Here is an 18,780-nt window from a genome sequence, read left to right on the forward strand (position 1 = left end):
GCAAGATGGACAGCAAGAAGCCCGTGTTCGCCTTCCGCGAGACGCCCCGGCAGATGCCGTCGCGCATCCCGCTGGAACTGCGCCGCAGTGGCGACTGGGGCGAACTGTACGGGCGTTTCGGCGAAGCCGAGGCCAAGCACCAGGCCAGCCGCTGCCTGGACTGCGGCAACCCGTACTGCAGCTGGAAATGCCCGCTGCACAACTACATTCCGAACTGGCTGGAACTCGCGCGCGAAGGCCGCATCTTCGAAGCCGCCGCGCTCGCGCACGAAACCAATCCGCTGCCGGAAATCTGCGGCCGCGTGTGTCCGCAGGATCGCCTGTGCGAAGGCAGCTGCACGCTCAACGACGGCTTCGGCGCGGTCACCATCGGCGCGGTCGAGAAATACATCAGCGATCGCGCGCTCGCCGACGGCTGGCGACCGGACCTGTCGAAGGTCGCCGCCACGGGCAAGCGCGTGGCGGTGATCGGCGCCGGCCCGGCCGGCCTGTCGTGTGCGGATCGTCTCGCGCGTGCCGGCATCGAGGCGGTCGTGTTCGATCGCTATGAACAGATCGGCGGGCTGCTCCACTTCGGTATTCCCAGTTTCAAGCTGGAGAAGTCGGTGTTGCAGACGCGGCGCGACGTGCTCGAAGGCATGGGCGTGCAGTTCCGCCTCGGCGTGGAGATCGGCCGCGACGTGGGGCTCGACGACCTCCTCGCGGAGTTCGACGCCGTCTTCCTCGGGCTGGGCAGCTATCGCTACACCGACGGCGGCCTGCCGGGACAGGACCTGAAGGGCGTGCTGCCGGCGCTGCCGTTCCTGGTGCACAACGGACGCCTGGTGCATGGCGACGACGAAGCGCAGGGCAAGCCGATCGCCGGCTGGGAAGATCGCGTCGCCCTGCCGGACCTTCACGGCAAGCGCGTGGTGGTGCTCGGCGGCGGCGACACCGGCATGGACTGCGTGCGCAGCGCGGTGCGACTGGGCGCGGCGCGCGTGACCTGCGCCTATCGTCGCGACGAGGCGAACATGCCCGGCTCGGCGCGCGAAGTCGCCAACGCGCGCGAGGAAGGCGTGCAGTTCCTCTTCAACCGCCAGCCGCTCGCGCTCCTGGGCGACGACGGCGAGGTCACCGGCGTGCGCGTCGCCGAAACGCGCCTGGGCGAACCCGACGCGCTGGGCCGACGCAACGCGGAACTCGTGCCGGGAAGCGAATCGGTGCTCGCGGCCGACGTGGTGATCATCGCGTTCGGCTTCCAGCCCGATCCGCCGCAATGGCTGTCGGCACACGGCATCGAACTGGAAAGCAACGGCCGAATCCGCGTGACGCAGCCAGCGTCGGGTTGCGGTTCGCGTCGGGCGGCAACGGCGGCGCTGCCGTTCCAGACGACGAACACGCGCGTTTTCGCCGGCGGCGACGGCGTGCGCGGCGCGGACCTGGTGGTGACGGCGGCGTACGAAGGCCGCGAGGCGGCAGCGGGGATCGTGCGGATGTTGCTCGGATAGACCGGCGCGGGTGACGAGCCGCGCTCAGGCCGGCTCGTCGGGGATCAGCGCGCTTTCCAGCCGCGCGATGCAGTCCTTCAGCCACAGCTTGCGCTTCTTCAGGCGCTTGACCGTCAGCTCGTCCGCGTCGGGCAGCCGCGAAAGGCGTTCGATCGCCGCGTCGAGGTCGCGGTGTTCGAGCCGGAGTTCGGCCAGCTGGTGCGCGAGCACGGCGGGATCGTCGCTTTCGGTCATGCCGGAAGCTTAACGCGCCCTCGCGGCCAGCGTCACCGCGGCCGCGCCGGTAGAATGGACGGTCCATGAGTACCGTCCTGCCCTTGCTGGAACCCCAGCCGCTCGCCCACCGCGCGCAACGTCGCGCGCACGAGAACAACAAGCTCGCCAAGCGCCTGCGCCACCAGGTCGGCCGCGCGATCGCCGACTTCGGCATGATCGAGGACGGCGACAAGGTGATGGTGTGCCTGTCCGGCGGCAAGGACAGCTACACGATGCTCGACATCCTCCTGCAGCTGCAGCAGAAGGCGCCGGTGAAGTTCGAGCTGGTGGCGGTGAACCTCGACCAGAAGCAGCCGGACTTCCCCGAGCACGTGCTCCCGGAATACCTCAAGTCGATCGGCGTGCCGTACCACATCATCGAGCAGGACACCTATTCGGTCGTCACGCGCGTGGTGCCGGAAGGCAAGACGATGTGCTCGCTGTGTTCGCGGTTGCGCCGCGGCGCGCTGTACACCTACGCCGAAGAAAACGGCTTCACGAAGATCGCGCTCGGCCACCATCGCGATGATCTGGTCGCAACGTTCTTCCTGAACCTGTTCTTCCACGCCAAGCTCGCCGGCATGCCGCCCAAGCTGCTCAGCGACGACGGCAAGCACGTGGTGATCCGCCCGCTCGCGTACGTGCGCGAGGACGACATCGCCGCCTATGCCGATGCGAAGGGTTTTCCCATCATCCCGTGCAACCTGTGCGGCTCGCAGGAAAACCTGCAGCGCAAGCAGGTCAAGAAGATGATGGACGCGTGGGAGCGCGACACGCCCGGCCGCATCGAGACCATCGCGCGCTCGCTCGGCGACATCCGTCCATCGCAGCTCGGCGATCCGAAGTTGTTCGATTTCCTCGCGCTCGGTCGCAATGGCGACGCGCCGATGCCGGACGCGCATGCGTGGCTGGCGGGCGAGCCGCACGCGCAGGACGCTCCATAACCCATCCGATTGATGTCGTCATCCCCGCGAAAGCGGGGATCCAGCGACATCACGCCGTACGCGATCAAGGCACTGGATTCCCGCATTCGCGGGAATGACGGAGCTGAAACTTCACGGGACCCTACATGTTCTTCCGCAACCTGACGCTGTTCCGCTTCCCCACCACCACCAAGTTCGACGACCTCGACAGCGGCCTGACCGAATGCCAGCTTCGCGCGGTCGGCCCGCTGGAACTGTCCAGCCGCGGCTTCATTTCGCCGTTCGGGCGCGACTCCGACGAGATGTCGCACAAGCGCAGCGACGCGACGTGGCTCGCCGTCGGCGGCGAGGACAAGATCCTGCCGGGATCGGTCGTCAACGACATGCTCAACAAGAAGCTGTCGGAGATCGAGGCGAAGGAAGGCCGCAAGCCCGGCGGCAAGACGCGCAAGCGCATCAAGGACGAGCTCATCACCGACCTGCTGCCGCGCGCGTTCGTGAAGCCCAGCCGCACCGACGCCCTCATCGACACCGGCCTGGGCGTGGTCGCCGTGGACACCTCCAGCCGCAAGTCCGGCGAGAACGTCGTCAGCGAGATCCGCCGCGCGCTCGGCAGTTTCCCGGCGCTCCCGCTGAACGCCGAAGTGGCGCCGCGCTCGGTGCTGACCGGCTGGGTCGCCGGCGAGCCGCTGCCCGAAGGCCTCTCGCTGGGCGACGAGTGCGAACTGCGCGATCCGATCGACCAGGGCGCGGTGGTGAAGGTGCAGCGCATGGAGCTGCAGAGCGACGAGATCACCAAGCACCTGGAATCGGGCAAGCAGGTCACGCGCCTGGCGCTGACGCTGGACGATCACGTTTCGTTCGTCCTCGGCGAAGACCTCGTCGTGCGCAAGTTCAAGCTGCTCGACGGCGCGGTGGACGAGCTGGAATCGACCGAACGCGACGACCTTCGCGCCGAGCTCGACGCCCGCTTCGTGCTGATGGCCGGCGAGTTCCGTCGCCTGTTCACGGTGCTGGAAGGTGCGCTGAAGCTGTCGAAGGCCGAAGCCTGAATCACGCCGGGCCCTTCTCCGCGCGGTGAAGGGCCGCGGACTTCGCGCATCGCGCAATGTGTGCGCCGCTACGGCGCACATCGTCACGCAGCATCGCTAAGATGCTGCCATGCCGTCCCCGCCGCGCCCCCTCGCCCGCCTGTTCGCGCCCACGCCGCGCACGGTGGAGCGCGAAACGCTCGACATCGAACTGTCCGACGGCCGCACCGTCCCGCTGCAACGCGTGCGCGATCCGCGCGCGCGGCGGATGAAGCTGTCGGTCGACGAACGCGGCGCGCGCCTCACGATCCCGATGCGCGCGAGCCTGGCCACCGCCGACCGCTTCGTCACGCAACATCGCGACTGGCTCGCCGCGCAGCTCGAACGCTTCGCCGTCGACGGCGTGCCCTCGCTCGAACCGGGCGTCGACGTGCAGTTGCCGCTGCGCGGCGCACTGCATGACGTGCGCTGGCAGGCCGGCCGTTTCACGCGACTGGATCACGCGAACGACGACACGGGCGACCTGGTGTTCACGCATCCCGCGCGCGCCGGCGATACGGCCGTGCGGCGCGCGGTTCGCGATTTCCTCGAAGCGCAGGGGCGCGCCGACGTCGGCCGCTGGATGCCGCGCTACCTGCCGGCGCTGCCGCGCGCGCCGCGCCGGGTGACGTTCAAGATCATGTCGTCGCAGTGGGGTTCGCTCGCGCCCGATGGCTCGATGGCGCTGGACCTCTCGCTCGTGCTCGCGCGCCCGAGCGCGTTCGAATACGTGCTCGTGCACGAACTCTGCCACCTCATCCACGCCGACCATTCGCGCAGCTTCTGGCGCGAAGTGGAAGCGCGCTGCCCGCAGTGGCGCGAGGAACGCGATTACTTCCACGCCGAAGGACGGCGCCTGAAGGCGACGCTGCGCGCCTTGTGCGGGAAGGTCTAGCGGCGCGTCATCCGCGCACGAAGAAATCGCCGATCACCTCGGCGATGCGCCCGGGCTGTTCCATGTGCAGGTGATGGCCGCCGTCGATGACGATGAGTTCGCCCGCGGGCAGCAATGCCGCGCGTTCGCGACGCAGCGCGTCGGGCAGATACGGCTGCGCGGGATCGGCGAAGATCACGCGCGTCGGGCATTCGATGCCGGCGACGAGATCGCGGATCTGCGGCTCGGTCATGCGCTGCATCGTCGGCAGCGTCAGGCGCGGATCGCTCGACCAGGTGAACCCGCCTTCGACCGGCACCACGCCGCGCTCGACGAGCAACCGCGCCGCGCGTTCTTCCAGACGACTGCCGACGTTCGCGCCGGCGGCCATGCGTGCGCGGATCGCGATGGCGATGTCGGGAAACACGCGCAGCGATTTGCCGCGCAGCGCGCGATAGGCCGCGATGGCTTCGCGCAGGCGCGACACGGTCCGCTCGGGCACTTCGGCGAGCGCGCCGAGCGCCTCGATCGCGACCAGGCGCTCCACGCGCTGCGGGCACGCGGCAGCGACGAGGCTGGAAATCCCCGCGCCCATCGAATGGCCGAGCAGCGAGAACCGCTCCCAGCCCAGCGCGTCGGCGACGTCGAGCACCGCATTCACCGCGGCGGCGAACGAGTAATCCGCGCCCGGCGCGAGATGCGCGCTGGCGCCGTGTCCCGGCAGATCGGGCGCGACGAGTTCGATGCCGTGGAGGTGTTCGGCCAGCGGCACGAAGCTGGCGGCGTTGTCGAGCCAGCCGTGGAGCGCGATGACGCGCGCACCGCCGGGCTCGCTGCGCAGCCCGGCGATGCGGCCGGTCGGGGTGTCGAGCGTGAAGTCGTGCAGGCCGCGTGCGGGCATCGGGTGCAGGTGCCTCAGATCCAGTTGTGCAGTTCCTGGCGGGCGATGCCGGCCAGGGCGCGTGCGTGCGGAAGCGAATCGTTGAGGCACGGGATGTAGCGCAGCGTGCCGCCGTGCTCTGCGAAATCCTCGGCGAGCATCATCGCCACTTCTTCCAGCGTCTCGATGCAGTCCACCGCGAATCCCGGCGCAACCACGTCGACGTTGCGCACGCCGCGCGCGGCGAGCGCGTGCAGCGTCTGCTGCGTGCTCGGCTCCAGCCACTTGTCGCGACCGAAGCGCGACTGGTAGCTCAGGCTCCACTGGTCATCGGCGAGTTCCAGCCGCTTCGCGATGGCGCGTGCACCTGCTTCGCAATGACGCTGGTACGGGTCGCCTTCGTCGATCAGCCGCTGCGGCAGGCCGTGGAAGGAGAACAGCAGGTGTTCGCCGGCTCCGTCCCGCGCGCGGTGCGCGCGGATCGAATCGGCCACCGCATCGAGCCAGCCGTCGTCGAGGTGGTAGTTCTCCACCAGCCGCGTGGGCAGCGCGTGTTCGCGCGCGAGCACGTCGTCGACGGATGCGGTGGTCGTCGTCGAATATTGCGGATACAGCGGCAGCACCAGCGCGCGGCGCACGCCGGCCTCGCGCAGCTGGCGAAGGCGCGCCGCCAGCGACGGCGAGCCATAGCGCATCGCGTCGATCACCCGCAGCTGCGGCATCTCGTTCTGCACCGCCCACGCGAGCCGGCGCGTGTACACCGCCAGCGGGGAACCGCCGTCCTCGCCGCCCATCCAGATGCTCGCGTACTTCTTCGCGACGGGCTTCGATCGGAGTGGCAGCACGACCAGGTGCAGCAGCGGCAGCCAGAACCAGCGCGGCAGGCCGACGACGCGGCGATCGCCCAGGAATTCGGCGAGGTAACGGCGCACGCCGGCGGGCGTCGGCGCGTCCGGCGTGCCGAGGTTCACCAGGACAAGGGCGGTGTCCGGCGGGGCCGAAGAAGGTGAAGTCGGGGCGCCGTCGAGCGCGGCGTCGGTGCTGGCGGAGGCGGGCATGCGCATAGGATGACAGCTGCGCCGGCCAGCGCGAATCACATCGCCGATGCGCGCCGGCGATCGGCAGCGACACGATCCGCACGCCGGATTGCTCAGGATAGGCGAGGCTGTCTCACTTTCGGCGCTTGACGTGCGCGCCGATTCGGTAAGGATTCATTGCCGAATCACTAGCCTGAACCGACTGCCGCGCCGGCGGTCGAATGCTCGAATTTCCCCCAGCTGCGCATCGTCGAGTTTTCACTGGAGTCCGCCATGTCCCGTCTGCCGCGCCCTGCCCTGCTGCGTATCGCCGTCCTTTCCCTCGCCCTTGGCATCGCCACCTCGGCGGTCGCCGGCCAGCAGGAGGACGATCGCGCGCGCCAGGCCGTGCGCGTGCTCACCGACATCCAGCAGATCCCCGAATCCGGCATTCCGGACAAGCTGCTCGACGAAGCCCGCGGGATCGTGGTCGTGCCCGACGCGCTCAAGGTCGGCCTGGTCGTCGGCGGCCGTCGCGGCCACGGCCTGCTGTCGGTGAAGAACCCCGACGGCACGTGGTCGAACCCCAGCTTCGTGAAGCTCACCGGCGGCAGCATCGGCTTCCAGGCCGGCGTGCAGTCGGCCGACATCGTCCTGGTGTTCCGCAGCGACCGCGGCCTGGACAACATCGTCAACGGCAAGGTCACCCTGGGCGCCGATGCGGGCGTCGCGGCGGGCCCGGTCGGCCGGAACGCGGGCACCGCCACGGACGGCCAGCTCAAGGCCGAGATCTGGTCGTGGTCGCGCGCGCGCGGCCTGTTCGCCGGCATCGCCCTCGACGGCGCGGTGCTCTCCATCGACGACGAGGCCAACGAATCGGTCTACGGCCGCGACACCACGCCGCGGATGATCTTCGAAGGCCGCGCGAACGGTCAGCCGTCGACCGCGGTGGTGGATTTCCGCGACCGCCTGGAAGAAGCCAGCAACATCGCACGCACCGCCCGTTCGAACGCGAGCGCCGATGCGAACGCCCGCGCCTCCGCGCCGCGGCCGGCGGCGAGCTCGGCGACGGTGCATTCGAGCGGCGCGGTTTCGGCCGCCCCGGCGACGGGCTCGGCCACGACCGCGCCCCTGCACGCCCCGCAGCAGGCGCAGCAGCCTTCGGCCTTCGAGACGGTGGAAAGCCCGGTTCAGGCCGAACCGCTGCCCTGACCGGCGTGCAGTCGTCACGTTCTTAACCCTCCGCACGCGCGGAGACGACAGCGGCCGTCATGGTGCTGCGGTATCCTGACCCTCCACTTTTTCCCGCGGACATTCCTCATGGGCGGTTTGAGTCTTTGGCACTGGCTGATCGTGCTGGTGATCGTGGTGCTGGTGTTCGGCACCAAGCGCCTGGGCAACGTCGGCAAGGACCTCGGCGAAGCGGTGAAAGGCTTCAAGAAGGGCATGCGCGATGGCGATGAGGATGCGGACAAGCCCTCGGCGCAGCTGCGCGACGAGCGTCGCGACGAGACCAAGTCCGGCGAAAGCACCAAGCACGACGACCGCACCCCGCGCTGACGCGGCGCGGCGTCCTGGCGGTCGGCGGCCATGTTCGACATCGGGTTCTCCGAGATCTTCGTCATCGCGATCGTGGCCCTGCTGGTGCTGGGGCCCGAACGCCTGCCGAAAGCGGCGCGTTTCGCCGGCCTGTGGGTCCGGCGCGCTCGCGCGCAGTGGCATTCGGTGAAGTCCGAGCTCGAGAACGAGCTGGCCGCCGAGGAACTCAAGCGCAGCCTGCGCAAGACGCAGGAATCGCTCCGCGAAGCCCAGCAGGGCTTCAATGAAGGCCTCGACGAGGCGCGCAACCGCATCAAGCGCGAGCAGGAATCCCTGCAGCGTGAGCTCGACGCGCTCGACCGCGACGTGCGCGGTGCAGCGGCGCAGTCGGAAGGGTTGACCGATGCGACGCCGGACCCCGCGGGCGAACTCTCGACCCGCGAAACGCCGGAGTCCACGGGAATCGAGGAACGCTCGCTCGCCTCGGCGACCGACCCCGACGTGGCGCTCCGCGACGATGCCATCGAACCGGGCGTGAGCCGCGACGACGTCTACGCGCACGGCCTGCCGGTGGAAACCGATTCGGAAGCCGAACCCGTGCCGCTTTCACGCCCCGTCCCGTCCACTTCCGATGACGGGGCGCCGCGTCGATGAGCCGCGATCACGACACCTACTCCGGTGACGAGGCCGGCGTCGACGGCGCCGAGCCGCGCCTGATCGACCACCTGATCGAGCTGCGCGCGCGCCTGCTGCGTGCGGTCGCCGGGTTGATGCTCATCTTCGTCGTGCTGCTGCCTTTCGCGGCCGACATCTACGCGATCCTCGCCCAGCCGCTGCTGAGCTCGCTGCCCGAGAGCGGCAGGCTGGTGGCGGTCGATCCGGCCGGCGGCTTCTTCGTGCCGGTGAAGCTCGCGTTCTTCGCCGCCTTGCTGGTGACGATGCCGTGGCTGCTCTACCAGGCATGGGCCTTCGTGGCGCCCGGCCTCTACCACCGCGAAAAGCGCCTGGCGATGCCGCTGCTGGTTTCGGCGGTGGCGCTGTTCTACACCGGCTGCGCGTTCGCCTTCTTCCTGGTGCTGCCGTCGGTATTCGGCTTCCTGGCGCGGTTCACGCCGGAAGTGGTCGCGATGACGCCCGACATCGGCAAGTACCTCGACTTCGTGCTGGTGATCTTCCTCGCGTTCGGCGCGAGCTTCGAACTCCCGGTCGCGCTGGTGATCCTGGTGCTGCTGGGCTGGGTGACGCCGCAGCAACTGAGGGAATCGCGCGGATACGCCATCGTCGGCGTGTTCGTCGTCGCCGCGGTGATCACGCCGCCGGACGTCGTCTCGCAGCTGATGCTCGCGATCCCGATGTGCATCCTCTACGAGCTGGGCATCGTGGCATCGCGCTGGCTCAAGCCGCGCGAGGATGCCGACACCTCCGGGCAGACGCCCACCGCGTGAGTGCGCCGGCGCGCCTGTTGCCGCGCTACGCGGCGTGGTCGCTCGATGCGGCGCTGATCGCCGCATTGCTCGCGCCGTTCCTGTGGGATCGCGTGGCGCGCGACCTCCACGCGCTCGAACAATCCTTCGTCGCGATGCTCGACACCTTCTACGGCGCGGTCGCGAGGCAGCTCGACGCCGGCGGTGTGCCGGACGTGTTCGCGCTGGCGTCGGATACGTCGATCCGACCTGCCGTCGCCGCGCTCGAAATGGCGCTGCTGCGCGCGATGTGCGTGCCGACCATCGCCTTCGCGCTCGCGATGCTCGTGTGGCAGGTGGCCGGCGAGCAGTCGCGCTGGCAGGGCAGCCCGGGCAAGCGGGCGCTGCGGTTGCGCGTGGTGGACCGCGAAGGCGCGGCGCCGGGCCTTCTCCGCTCCATCGGGCGTGAGTTCGCGGGGCTGCTGTCGTGGCTGACGCTCAACATCGGCCACGTCATGGCCGCGGTTCCACCGACGTACCTGGCGCTGCACGACCGCGTCAGCGGCACGCGCGTGATCCGCGAGGACGCGCCGCTTCCGGCGTGGGTGCGTGGATGGATCCTGCTGCAGGCCGGCGTCGCGGCGGCGCTGACGATCGCGTTGACCGGCCGCCTTGCATCGCTGGCGCAGGCGGCGGTGGAGCGGGCGCTGGGGTGATTCGCGGCTCGCCGCGAACCCGGGTGCGTTTCGCGTCCCCGGGCTGCGGAAGCGCGTCGCTTACAGCTCGATCTGATGACTGTTCGAAGACGACGACGGCGGCGGGCCGTTGCCCCGCGTGTCCGAAGGGGAGCAGACGTCGCGCCACAGGTAGTACATGACGCCGAACATCACCACGTACATCACCACCATCAGCGCCAGGTAGAGCGGCAGGATCAGCGCCGCGCCCAACGTCGGATGGATGATCCCGCCGATCAGCCCGACGATGCCGAACACCGCCGCGAGCACCAGGCCGACGGGGATCGAGGCCAGCACGATCACCACGGCCAGCAACAGGATCGGCAGCAGGTTCTTCGCGGTGCCGACGACGCCGTCGGCCATCGCCAGCCGAACCGGACGACGGCCGAGCGCGACCTGGCCGAAGCCGATCGCGTACACGCCGGACAGGAACAGGAACAGGATCGAACCCAGGCCCAGCAGGCGGCCGAGGCCTTCGGGCGCATCGGGCACCTGCGCCGGATCGATGCGGCCGTTGCCCGCCGCCTGCAGCGTCATCACCTTGGTCAGCCAGTCGAGCAGGCCGTCGCCGAAGACGGTGATCAGCGCGACGCCGATGATCACGTAGTACAGCGTCATCAGCAGGCCGAAACCGATCAGGCGCCCGGCATCGCCGCCGTGGCGGAACGGCTTGAAGACGTCGCTCGCCGAGGCGGGACGTGCATGTTCGGTGTCGTCGATCAGCCGCAGGAAGCCGCCCATGAATGGCGACAGGAGCACGATCGACAGCAGCTGCGCGCCGGCGGCGACGGCCATCGCGCCGTTCGCGTCGGGCTGCAGGACCGACAGCACGGCCAGCTGCAGGAGGCTGGGCAGCGTCGCCACCATCATCAGGATCGCCGCCGCGCCGAACACCGCGCGCGCGTTGTGGCGACCGAGGTTGATGCCGCGCTTGAGCCAGGTCAGCCCGGACAGCGGGCCGGTTGCGTGAGTCGTCATGGGGGAAGGGGTTCGATGGGGACGCGTGGGGGAATGCGCGCGATCGCGTCGCGCGCATGAAGGGTGATGCCGGAAACCTCAGTGCCCGTGCAGGCCGCGTGCGTGGCGCACGAAGCGCCGCAACACGCGCCGCGCGTGCGGCGTGGCGCTGACCGCGCGCGCCAGCGATTTCGCGCAGCGGCCTTCGCCGTGCAGCGCGTCGCGTCGCGCGTGGACGTAGCCGCGCATGTGCGTGGCGCTGAATTCGGGATGGAACTGCACGCCCCAGGCGCGTTCGCCCCAGCGGAACGCGTGGCAGTCGTCCTGGCTCGATTTCGCCAGCACCGTCGCGCCCAGTGGCGCGCGCAGCACGGTCTGCAGGTGCGTGGCCTGCGCGGCGAACTGCGCGGGCAGGCCCTTGAACAGCGGGTCTTCGTCGGCGTGCGGATGCAGCTGCAAATCGATGGTGCCCATCTCGCGACCGGTCGGATTGACGCCGACCTCGCCGCCGAGCGCGTGCGCCAGCAGCTGGTGGCCGTAGCAGATGCCGAACAGCGGCATGCCTTCCTGCGCGGCGTCGCGCAGCCAGTGCGCGCTGCGTTCGCTCCAGTCGCGCCGCTCGGTGACCATCGCGGCGCTGCCGGTGATGATCGTGCCGGCGAAACCTTCGCGTGCGGGAAGCGCTTCTCCGGCTTCGACGTTCACCACCACCGCCTCGTCGGCGTCGAGCCCGGCGGCCACGCGGATCCAGTGCGGAAAACCTCGATGGCGACGCATCGAAGCGACCGGTTGTCCGGTCTCGAGGATGAGGAAGGGCCGGGTATGTCGGGTGTTCACGGCGATACGGACACTGGCGTTTCGGAAGATGGTGCGGGCCGCGCCACCGACCCCGCGGAAGTGCGAAAAAACCAGCGGCATCAAGGCCCGCGGCTATACTAACCCGCTTTGCGGAACCCCCACCGAGACCATGGCCGCACCTACCTTCCAGGGACCGACTTTCCAGGAACTGATCCAGCGCCTGAACGCCTACTGGGCCGACCAGGGCTGCACGCTGATCCAGCCGCTCGACCTGGAGGTCGGTGCCGGCACCTTCCATCCGGCCACGTTCCTGCGGGCGCTCGGTCCGGAGCCGTGGAATGCCGCCTACGTCCAGCCCTGCCGTCGCCCCACCGACGGCCGCTACGGCGAGAACCCCAACCGCCTGCAGCGCTACTACCAGTACCAGGTGGCGATGAAACCCAGCCCGGACAACATCGTCGAGCTGTACTTCGATTCGCTCAAGGCGCTCGGCGTGGATCCGCTAGTGCACGACCTGCGCCTGGTGGAAGACAACTGGGAATCGCCGACGCTCGGCGCCTGGGGCCTGGGCTGGGAAGTCTGGCTCAACGGCATGGAAGTCACGCAGTTCACCTACTTCCAGCAGGCCGGCGGCCTGGAGTGCCGCCCGGTGCTGGGCGAGATCACCTACGGTCTCGAACGCCTGTGCATGTACCTGCAGAACGTCGACAACGTGTACGACCTGATCTGGACGTACGGCCCGGATGGCACGGCGGTGACTTACGGCGACGTCTATCACCAGAACGAAGTCGAGCAGAGCGCGTACAACTTCGAGCACGCCGACGTCGCCGAACTCTTCCACCGTTTCGACGCGTGCGAGGCCGAAGCGCTGAAGCTGATCGAACTCGGCCTGCCGCTGCCGGCGTACGACCAGGTCTGCAAGGCCAGCCACAGCTTCAACCTGCTCGACGCGCGCCGCGCGATCAGCGTGACCGAACGCCAGCGCTACATCCTGCGCGTGCGCCGCATCGCCCAGGGCGTCGCCGAGGCGTATTACGCGCAGCGCGAGAAGCTGGGTTTCCCGGTGTTGAAGAAGGCCGCGCAGGCGGCTTGACGTGAGCCCCTCTCCCGTCGGGAGAGGGGTTGGGGTGAGGGTCGGCGAAGTGTTGTCGGTGGTGGGGACGCTTCAATGAAACGCCGAGCGCTGTTTTGCGATCCTCTTTCCACCGCCGACACTTCGCCGACCCTCATCCGCCCTTCGGGCACCTTCTCCCGGAGGGAGAAGGGAAGAGAAAAAAACAAGGCAACCGCATGAGCACCACGTCCCCCCTCCTGATCGAACTCGGCACCGAAGAGCTTCCCGTCAAGGCGCTGCCCGCGCTGGCGCAGGCGTTCTTCGACGGCATCCTCGATGGCCTGGCCAAGCGCGGCGTCGCCTTCGACCGCGACGGCGCCAAGCCGCTGTACACGCCGCGCCGCCTCGCCGTGCGCCTGCCGGCCGTCGCGCTGGAACAGCCGGAGCAGAAATCCGAAGTGCTCGGGCCGTACCTCAACATCGCGCTCGACGCCGACGGCCACCCGACCAAGGCGCTGCAGGGTTTCGCCGCGAAGGCCGGCATCGACTGGACGACGCTGGAAAAGACCACCGACAACAAGGGCGAGCGCTTCGTGCACCGTTCGGTGAAGCCGGGCGCGAGCACCGCCGCGCTGCTGCCGGACATCCTGCGCGACGCCATCTCCGCGATGCCGATTCCCAAGCCGATGCGCTGGGGCGACCACGATTACGGTTTCGCGCGTCCGGTGCACTGGCTGGTGATGCTGCTGGGCAAGGACGTGGTGGACGCCGAACTGTTCGGTACGCGCGCCGACCGCATGAGCCGCGGCCATCGCTTCATGCACGACAAGCCGGTGTGGTTCTCCACGCCGGACGATTACGTCGAATCCCTGCGCGGGGCGAAGGTGCTGGTCGATCCGGACGAGCGCCGCGAGCGCATCGTGCTGGAAGTGACCGACACCGCACGCGCCGCCGGCGGTGTTGCGCGCATCGACGACGGCATCCTCGAAGAGGTCAACGGCCTGACCGAATGGCCGAAGGCCGTCGCGTGCAGCTTCGAGCGCGAGTTCCTCGCCGTGCCGCAGGAAGCGCTGATCGCCACGATGGAGGCGAACCAGAAGTTCTTCCCGGTGCTCGACGCCGAAGGCAAGTTGAGCGAGCACTTCATCGGCATCGCCAACATCGAGTCGAAGGACGAGTCCGAAGTCCGCAAGGGCTATGAGCGCGTGATCCGCCCGCGCTTCGCCGACGCGAAGTTCTTCTTCGTCGAGGACATGAAGCAGGGGCTGGCGTCGATGAACGACGGCCTCGCGACGGTGAAGTACCAGGACAAGCTCGGCTCCATCGCCGACAAGGTCGCGCGCGTGGCCGCGCTGGCCGAAGCCGTGGCCGCGCAGGTCGGCGTGGATCCGGCGACCGCGCGCCGCGCCGCGGAACTGTCGAAGGCCGACCTGCAGTCGCGACTGGTCGGCGAATTCCCGGAACTGCAGGGCATCGCCGGCCGCTATTACGCCGCGGTGGAGAACGAACCGCTCGACATCGCGCACGCCATCGACGAGGCCTACATGCCGCGTTTTGCCGGCGACGCGATCGCCCCGTCGAAGCTCGGCCAGGTGCTCGCCATCGCCGAGCGCCTGGACACGCTCGCCGGCGGTTTCGCCGCGGGCCTGAAGCCCACCGGCAACAAGGATCCGTTCGCGCTGCGTCGCAATGCGCTGGGCCTGGCGCGTACGCTGCTTGAAGGCGGCCACGACCTGCTGCTGCACGGGCTGATCGAGCGCGCGCTCGAACTGCAGCCGGCCAAGCACGCCGAGATCGGCAGCTACGACATCACGCAGTTCGTCTACGACCGCCTGCGCGGCTACTACGCCGATCGCGGCGTGGCGTCGATGCAGTTCGATGCGGTGGAAAACGTCGCGCACGATTCGCTGCCCGACTTCGACCGGCGCCTCAACGCCATCGCCGAATTCGCCAAGCTGCCGGAAGCCGCAGCGCTGGCCGCGGCGAACAAGCGCATCCGCAACATCCTGAAGAAGGTCGAAGGCGACGTGCCGTCGAACGTCGACGCCGCACTCTTCGCCGAGAACGCCGAGCGCGAACTCGGCGAGGCGGTGGACGGCGCCATCGCCGACACCGATCCGCTGCTGGAATCGCGCGATTACGTCACCGCGCTGGGCCGCCTCGCGCGCCTGCGTCCGCAGGTCGATGCGTTCTTCGACGGCGTCATGGTGAACGTGGACGACGCGGCGGTGCGCAACAACCGCCTCGCGCTGCTCAAGCGCCTGTCCGACCGCCTGGGCAGCGTCGCGGCGATCGAACACCTGTCGATCTGACGTCGCGCGCCGGGCCCGCGCGGCCCGGCATCGCAGCGCGCGTTCGTGCGCGCCTACACCGACCGTTAACCAGCCTCGCCGCACGCCCCGGTTATCCTCCCCGCATGCCGACCTTCCCCCGCGTCCTGGCCATCGCCGCGCTGCTGCTTGCCACCGCCGGCGCGGCGCATGCGGCGAAGGTCAAGGCCGTGGACATCCGCGGTCTCGACGAAACCAAGACGGCCAACGTGCGCGGTGCGCTGTCGGTGGTCGATGCGATCGGCGAGGAGCTGCCCGGCCGGCGCCTGGCGTACCTGGTGCGCGAGGCCGAGGACGAAACGCGCGAGGCGCTGGAGCCGTTCGGTTTCTACTCGCCGAAGATCGAGATCACGCGCGAAGGCAACAGCGATACCGGCGTGACCGTCACCGTCAACGTGACGCTCGACGAACCCGTGCGCGTGCGTCGCGCCGACATCGCGATCATCGGCGACGGCAGCGACGATCGTTACCTGTCGCAGGATCTGGCCGCATTCCGCCCGCAGACCGGCGACGTCTTCGACCACCAGCTGTACGAGGCGAGCAAGACGCGCATCACGCGCCGCCTTGCCGAACGTGGTTATTTCGATGCGGATTTCAGTTCGCGCCGCGTCGAGATCACGCGCGCCGAGCGCGCCGCCGACATCGACCTGGTGTGGAGCAGCGGCGGGCGCTACGACATGGGCCCGATCGAGATCGAGCAGACGCCCAACGCGATCATCCGCGACAGCCTGCTCGACAAGCTCATCTACTGGGAACAGGGCAGCTACTACCACCAGGGCAAGCTCGACCGCTTCCGCGAATCGCTCGCGCGGCTGGATTACTTCTCCAGCATCGAGATCGAACCGCGCCCTGACGACGCCGTCGACAACCAGGTGCCGGTGACCGTCACGCTGACACCAGCCAAGCGCACGATCTACACCGCCGGCTTGAGCTACGGCACCGACAGCGGCCCCGGCGTGCGCCTGGGCATGGAGCGCCGCTACGTCAACGATCGGGGCCACAAGGCGCTGGGCCAGATCGACTGGGCGTCCAAGCGCAAGACCGCGACCGCGCAATACCGCATTCCCGCGTTCGCGTGGCTGGATGGCTGGTACACCTTCAGCGCGCAGTATTACGACGAACAGACCGACTACATGGATACGCGCAAGGTCGAACTCGTCGCCAGCCGCAGCGGTCAGGTCAGCCGTCGCCTGACGCTGATCGCCGCGCTGCACGCGTTGCGCGAACGCTGGGCGTATGCGGCCTTCGAAGGCGGCGCCGACGGTCCGGATCCCGGTACCGACGAAGCCAACAACGCGAACGAGGACGACGAGCTCGTCACCACCGCCTACAACTACGCGACGTTCCTGTATCCCTCGCTGCGCGCCGAATACATCGACACCGACGACCGCATCTTCCCGCGACACGGCATCGGCGTGACGCTGGAAGTGCGCGGCGGCTTGGAGAACGTCGGATCCGATGCGAACTTCGCGCAGGCCTGGGGCCAAGCGCGCTGGTACCAGGGCATCGGCGCGGGTAATCGGCTGATCCTGCGCGCCGAAGCCGGCGGCACGTTCACCAACGCGCTGGTCAACATGCCGCCGTCGCTGCGCTTCTTCGCCGGCGGCGACAACAGCATCCGCGGTTACGGCTTCCGCGAAGTCGGCCCGAACACCATCGGCATGGACGGCAAGAAGTACGCGATCGGCGGCAAGTACGTCATCACCGGTTCGGCCGAGTTCGAGCACTACTTCAACGATGGCCCGTGGGGCGCGGCGGTCTTCGTCGATGCGGGCGATGCGTTCAACAAGTTCGGCGGCGAAGTGTCCGACCCGAACGATCGCGACCAGAATTTCGACCTGCACACCGGCGTCGGCATCGGTGCACGCTGGCGTTCGCCCGTGGGCCCGGTGCGCGTGGACATCGCGCGTGGCCTGAACGATCCGGACTCGGATTACGAGATCTACCTGAACATCGGTGCGACCTGGTGAGGCGCCCATGAGCCAGCCCACTCCCGTCAGCGAAACCCCGAAGGATCCGCGCGAGGCGCGCATCGCCGAACTTCGCGCGCGCCGTTTCGCGCGCATGCGCTGGCTGGCGATACGCGCGGGCATCCTGTCCGTCGCGATCGCGCTGGCCGCCGGCGTGTTCCTGTACTGGCTGCTCACCAGCATCGGCGGCCGCGACCTGCTGCTGGCGCAGATCGTCTCGCGCCTGCCGGAAAACGCGACGCTCTCCTGGCGCAGCGTCGAAGGCCCGCTGTCGGGCCCGCTGACGATGAACGGCGTGCGCTTCACCTACGACCGCATGGTGTTCACCGCCGATCGCGTGCACCTGGACCCGGCGCTGCGCCCGCTGTTCCGCAAGCGGCTGCGGCTGGATGCGTTGCAGATCGCGAACGCGAAGCTCGAGATCCCCAAGTCCGACGAACCGTTCGAACTGCCGCGCTGGCCCGAGGTGTTGCCGGAGATCGCGCCGCCGCTGGAACTGCAGGCCGACGACGTGCGCGTCGACGGATTCCTGCTCACGCAGGCGGGCGAGAAGCTGATCGACGTGCGCACGCTGCGCGGCGGTCTGGATGCGCGCCAGGGCGAGCTGCACGTCGAACACCTGTTCGTCGACAGCGATCGCGGCCGCTTCAACGTGCACGGCGATTACGTGCCGCGTGACGACTACCGCACCGACCTCACCGCGAGCGCCGTGCTGCCCGCCGCCGACGGCCGCACGCCGGCGCGCGTCGGGCTGGTCGCGCGCGGCGATCTGTCGCGCATGAACGTCGCGATCGCCGGCCACGTGCCGCAACCGCTGCGCGCGAGCCTGACGCTGCATGGTCGCGACGAGCCGAAGTGGCGCCTCGACGCGGATGCCGAAGGCCTCGACATCGGCCTGCTCACCGGCGCGGAAGCGAGCGAGGACGATCGCCCGCTGGTCTTCAGCTTCAGCGCCGACGGCATGGGCGGCGCGGCCGACCTGCGCGGCGAGTTCCGCCAGGGCGATCTCGTCGCCACGGTGCTTCCGTCGAAGGTGCGCCTGGAGAACCAGGTGCTCGACGTGCAGCCGCTGGCGCTGCGCATCTTCGATGGCAACGCGACGCTGCGCGGCACGGCGGACTTCACCGACGCGGAGAACGCGAAGTTCCGTTTCGCCGCGAACGTGCGCGGCCTCACCTTCGGCGGTGAAACGACGACCACGCCGGCGCCTGCTCCCGCCTTGACGAATCCGCCCGCCAGCGTCAGCGCGCGCAAGCTGCAGAAGGTCACCGCGCCCGCGCCGGCCGCGCAGACCGAAGCGGTCGCCATCGGCGTCGACGCGGACCTCGGCTTCGCGGGCACGATGAAGGCGTGGGCGGCGATCGGCAACGCGACGCTGCGTCGCGATGGGACCGAAGCAACGGTCACCTTCGACGGCCGCGGCAACGACGAGCGCATGACGCTCAAGACGCTGCAGGCGCGCATGCCGACCGGCACGCTCGACGGCC

18 protein-coding genes are annotated in these 18,780 nt (G+C 69.1%); 13 read left to right on the plus strand and 5 right to left on the minus strand.

Annotated features, from left to right (window positions below):
• Positions 1–5 precede the first annotated feature (5 nt).
• Complete coding sequence (locus DX912_RS17395; protein ID WP_115844771.1) at positions 6–1,490, plus strand: FAD-dependent oxidoreductase; 1,485 nt, start codon at positions 6–8, stop codon at positions 1,488–1,490.
• Positions 1,491–1,514: 24 nt separating this feature from the next.
• On the opposite strand, the gene DX912_RS17400 is transcribed toward DX912_RS17395, so the two are convergent.
• Positions 1,515–1,724, minus strand: coding sequence for a YdcH family protein (locus tag DX912_RS17400; RefSeq protein WP_115844739.1), 210 nt, complete (start codon positions 1,722–1,724; stop codon positions 1,515–1,517).
• Positions 1,725–1,789: 65 nt separating this feature from the next.
• Here DX912_RS17400 and ttcA point away from each other — a divergent pair, with 65 nt between their 5' ends.
• The 3 genes from ttcA to DX912_RS17415 all read left to right on the plus strand — a co-directional run bounded on the left by ttcA (position 1,790) and on the right by DX912_RS17415 (position 4,633).
• Positions 1,790–2,689 (plus strand): tRNA 2-thiocytidine(32) synthetase TtcA, encoded by a 900-nt coding sequence (gene ttcA / locus DX912_RS17405; RefSeq protein ID WP_115844741.1) that lies wholly within the window; start codon positions 1,790–1,792, stop codon positions 2,687–2,689.
• Between the two features lie 125 nt (positions 2,690–2,814).
• Positions 2,815–3,720 carry a recombination-associated protein RdgC gene (locus tag DX912_RS17410; protein WP_115844743.1) on the plus strand — a complete coding sequence of 302 codons (906 nt, stop codon included), beginning with the start codon at positions 2,815–2,817 and terminating at the stop codon, positions 3,718–3,720.
• Between the two features lie 109 nt (positions 3,721–3,829).
• Positions 3,830–4,633, plus strand: a complete 804-nt coding sequence (locus DX912_RS17415) for a M48 family metallopeptidase (protein WP_115844745.1) — start codon at positions 3,830–3,832, stop codon at positions 4,631–4,633.
• Between the two features lie 7 nt (positions 4,634–4,640).
• On the opposite strand, the gene DX912_RS17420 is transcribed toward DX912_RS17415, so the two are convergent.
• On the minus strand, positions 4,641–5,513 hold the full coding sequence (locus DX912_RS17420; RefSeq protein WP_115844747.1) for an alpha/beta fold hydrolase: 873 nt from the start codon (positions 5,511–5,513) through the stop codon (positions 4,641–4,643).
• Positions 5,514–5,527: 14 nt separating this feature from the next.
• Complete coding sequence (hemH, locus tag DX912_RS17425) at positions 5,528–6,550, minus strand: ferrochelatase (RefSeq protein ID WP_115844773.1); 1,023 nt, start codon at positions 6,548–6,550, stop codon at positions 5,528–5,530.
• A gap of 252 nt (positions 6,551–6,802) precedes the next feature.
• On the opposite strand from hemH, the gene DX912_RS17430 reads away from it, so the two are divergent.
• The 5 genes from DX912_RS17430 to DX912_RS17450 all read left to right on the plus strand — a co-directional run bounded on the left by DX912_RS17430 (position 6,803) and on the right by DX912_RS17450 (position 10,166).
• Complete coding sequence (locus DX912_RS17430) at positions 6,803–7,720, plus strand: lipid-binding SYLF domain-containing protein (RefSeq protein ID WP_115844749.1); 918 nt, start codon at positions 6,803–6,805, stop codon at positions 7,718–7,720.
• 108 nt (positions 7,721–7,828) lie between these two features.
• Positions 7,829–8,068: a Sec-independent protein translocase subunit TatA gene (gene tatA / locus DX912_RS17435; protein ID WP_115844751.1), complete on the plus strand. Its 240-nt coding sequence runs from the start codon at positions 7,829–7,831 to the stop codon at positions 8,066–8,068.
• A 30-nt stretch (positions 8,069–8,098) separates the two neighbouring features.
• Positions 8,099–8,701 (plus strand): Sec-independent protein translocase protein TatB, encoded by a 603-nt coding sequence (gene tatB, locus DX912_RS18750; RefSeq protein ID WP_325050593.1) that lies wholly within the window; start codon positions 8,099–8,101, stop codon positions 8,699–8,701.
• Positions 8,698–9,492, plus strand: coding sequence for a twin-arginine translocase subunit TatC (gene tatC, locus DX912_RS17445; protein WP_115844753.1), 795 nt, complete (start codon positions 8,698–8,700; stop codon positions 9,490–9,492). Before tatB ends, tatC begins: the two co-directional genes overlap by 4 nt.
• Positions 9,489–10,166, plus strand: a complete 678-nt coding sequence (locus DX912_RS17450; protein ID WP_181902888.1) for an RDD family protein — start codon at positions 9,489–9,491, stop codon at positions 10,164–10,166. Before tatC ends, DX912_RS17450 begins: the two co-directional genes overlap by 4 nt.
• Positions 10,167–10,226: 60 nt before the next feature.
• On the opposite strand, the gene DX912_RS17455 is transcribed toward DX912_RS17450, so the two are convergent.
• Positions 10,227–11,162, minus strand: a complete 936-nt coding sequence (locus DX912_RS17455; RefSeq protein WP_115844757.1) for a hypothetical protein — start codon at positions 11,160–11,162, stop codon at positions 10,227–10,229.
• A 78-nt stretch (positions 11,163–11,240) separates the two neighbouring features.
• The gene (locus DX912_RS17460) at positions 11,241–11,978 is read right to left on the minus strand and encodes a glutamine amidotransferase (RefSeq protein WP_267896530.1); all 738 of its coding nucleotides are present in this window, start codon (positions 11,976–11,978) and stop codon (positions 11,241–11,243) included.
• Between the two features lie 130 nt (positions 11,979–12,108).
• On the opposite strand from DX912_RS17460, the gene glyQ reads away from it, so the two are divergent.
• The 4 genes from glyQ to DX912_RS17480 form a co-directional block, all read left to right on the plus strand.
• Positions 12,109–13,032: a glycine--tRNA ligase subunit alpha gene (glyQ, locus tag DX912_RS17465; protein ID WP_115844761.1), complete on the plus strand. Its 924-nt coding sequence runs from the start codon at positions 12,109–12,111 to the stop codon at positions 13,030–13,032.
• A 197-nt stretch (positions 13,033–13,229) separates the two neighbouring features.
• Entirely contained in the window at positions 13,230–15,305 is a 2,076-nt protein-coding gene (gene glyS / locus DX912_RS17470) for a glycine--tRNA ligase subunit beta (RefSeq protein ID WP_115844763.1), read from the plus strand.
• Between the two features lie 104 nt (positions 15,306–15,409).
• Entirely contained in the window at positions 15,410–17,293 is a 1,884-nt protein-coding gene (locus tag DX912_RS17475) for an autotransporter assembly complex protein TamA (RefSeq protein WP_115844765.1), read from the plus strand.
• A gap of 7 nt (positions 17,294–17,300) precedes the next feature.
• On the plus strand, positions 17,301–18,780 hold a 1,480-nt coding region (locus DX912_RS17480; RefSeq protein ID WP_484502525.1), incomplete at its 3' end, for an AsmA family protein.

Source organism: Lysobacter soli (assembly GCF_003382285.1).
Lineage (GTDB): Bacteria > Pseudomonadota > Gammaproteobacteria > Xanthomonadales > Xanthomonadaceae > Lysobacter_J > Lysobacter_J soli.

Bases quoted from the DNA above. Each gene is read 5' to 3' on its own strand.
- glyQ (WP_115844761.1), top strand. From the start codon at position 12,109: ATGGCCGCACCTACCTTCCAGGGACCGACTTTCCAGGAACTGATCCAG.
- DX912_RS17395 (WP_115844771.1), top strand. From the start codon at position 6: ATGGACAGCAAGAAGCCCGTGTTCGCCTTCCGCGAGACGCCCCGGCAG.
- ttcA (WP_115844741.1), top strand. From the start codon at position 1,790: ATGAGTACCGTCCTGCCCTTGCTGGAACCCCAGCCGCTCGCCCACCGC.
- glyS (WP_115844763.1), top strand. From the start codon at position 13,230: ATGAGCACCACGTCCCCCCTCCTGATCGAACTCGGCACCGAAGAGCTT.
- DX912_RS17420 (WP_115844747.1), bottom strand. From the start codon at position 5,513: ATGCCCGCACGCGGCCTGCACGACTTCACGCTCGACACCCCGACCGGC.
- tatC (WP_115844753.1), top strand. From the start codon at position 8,698: ATGAGCCGCGATCACGACACCTACTCCGGTGACGAGGCCGGCGTCGAC.
- DX912_RS17430 (WP_115844749.1), top strand. From the start codon at position 6,803: ATGTCCCGTCTGCCGCGCCCTGCCCTGCTGCGTATCGCCGTCCTTTCC.
- DX912_RS17455 (WP_115844757.1), bottom strand. From the start codon at position 11,162: ATGACGACTCACGCAACCGGCCCGCTGTCCGGGCTGACCTGGCTCAAG.
- hemH (WP_115844773.1), bottom strand. From the start codon at position 6,550: ATGCCCGCCTCCGCCAGCACCGACGCCGCGCTCGACGGCGCCCCGACT.
- tatB (WP_325050593.1), top strand. From the start codon at position 8,099: ATGTTCGACATCGGGTTCTCCGAGATCTTCGTCATCGCGATCGTGGCC.
- DX912_RS17475 (WP_115844765.1), top strand. From the start codon at position 15,410: ATGCCGACCTTCCCCCGCGTCCTGGCCATCGCCGCGCTGCTGCTTGCC.
- tatA (WP_115844751.1), top strand. From the start codon at position 7,829: ATGGGCGGTTTGAGTCTTTGGCACTGGCTGATCGTGCTGGTGATCGTG.
- DX912_RS17415 (WP_115844745.1), top strand. From the start codon at position 3,830: ATGCCGTCCCCGCCGCGCCCCCTCGCCCGCCTGTTCGCGCCCACGCCG.
- DX912_RS17410 (WP_115844743.1), top strand. From the start codon at position 2,815: ATGTTCTTCCGCAACCTGACGCTGTTCCGCTTCCCCACCACCACCAAG.
- DX912_RS17400 (WP_115844739.1), bottom strand. From the start codon at position 1,724: ATGACCGAAAGCGACGATCCCGCCGTGCTCGCGCACCAGCTGGCCGAA.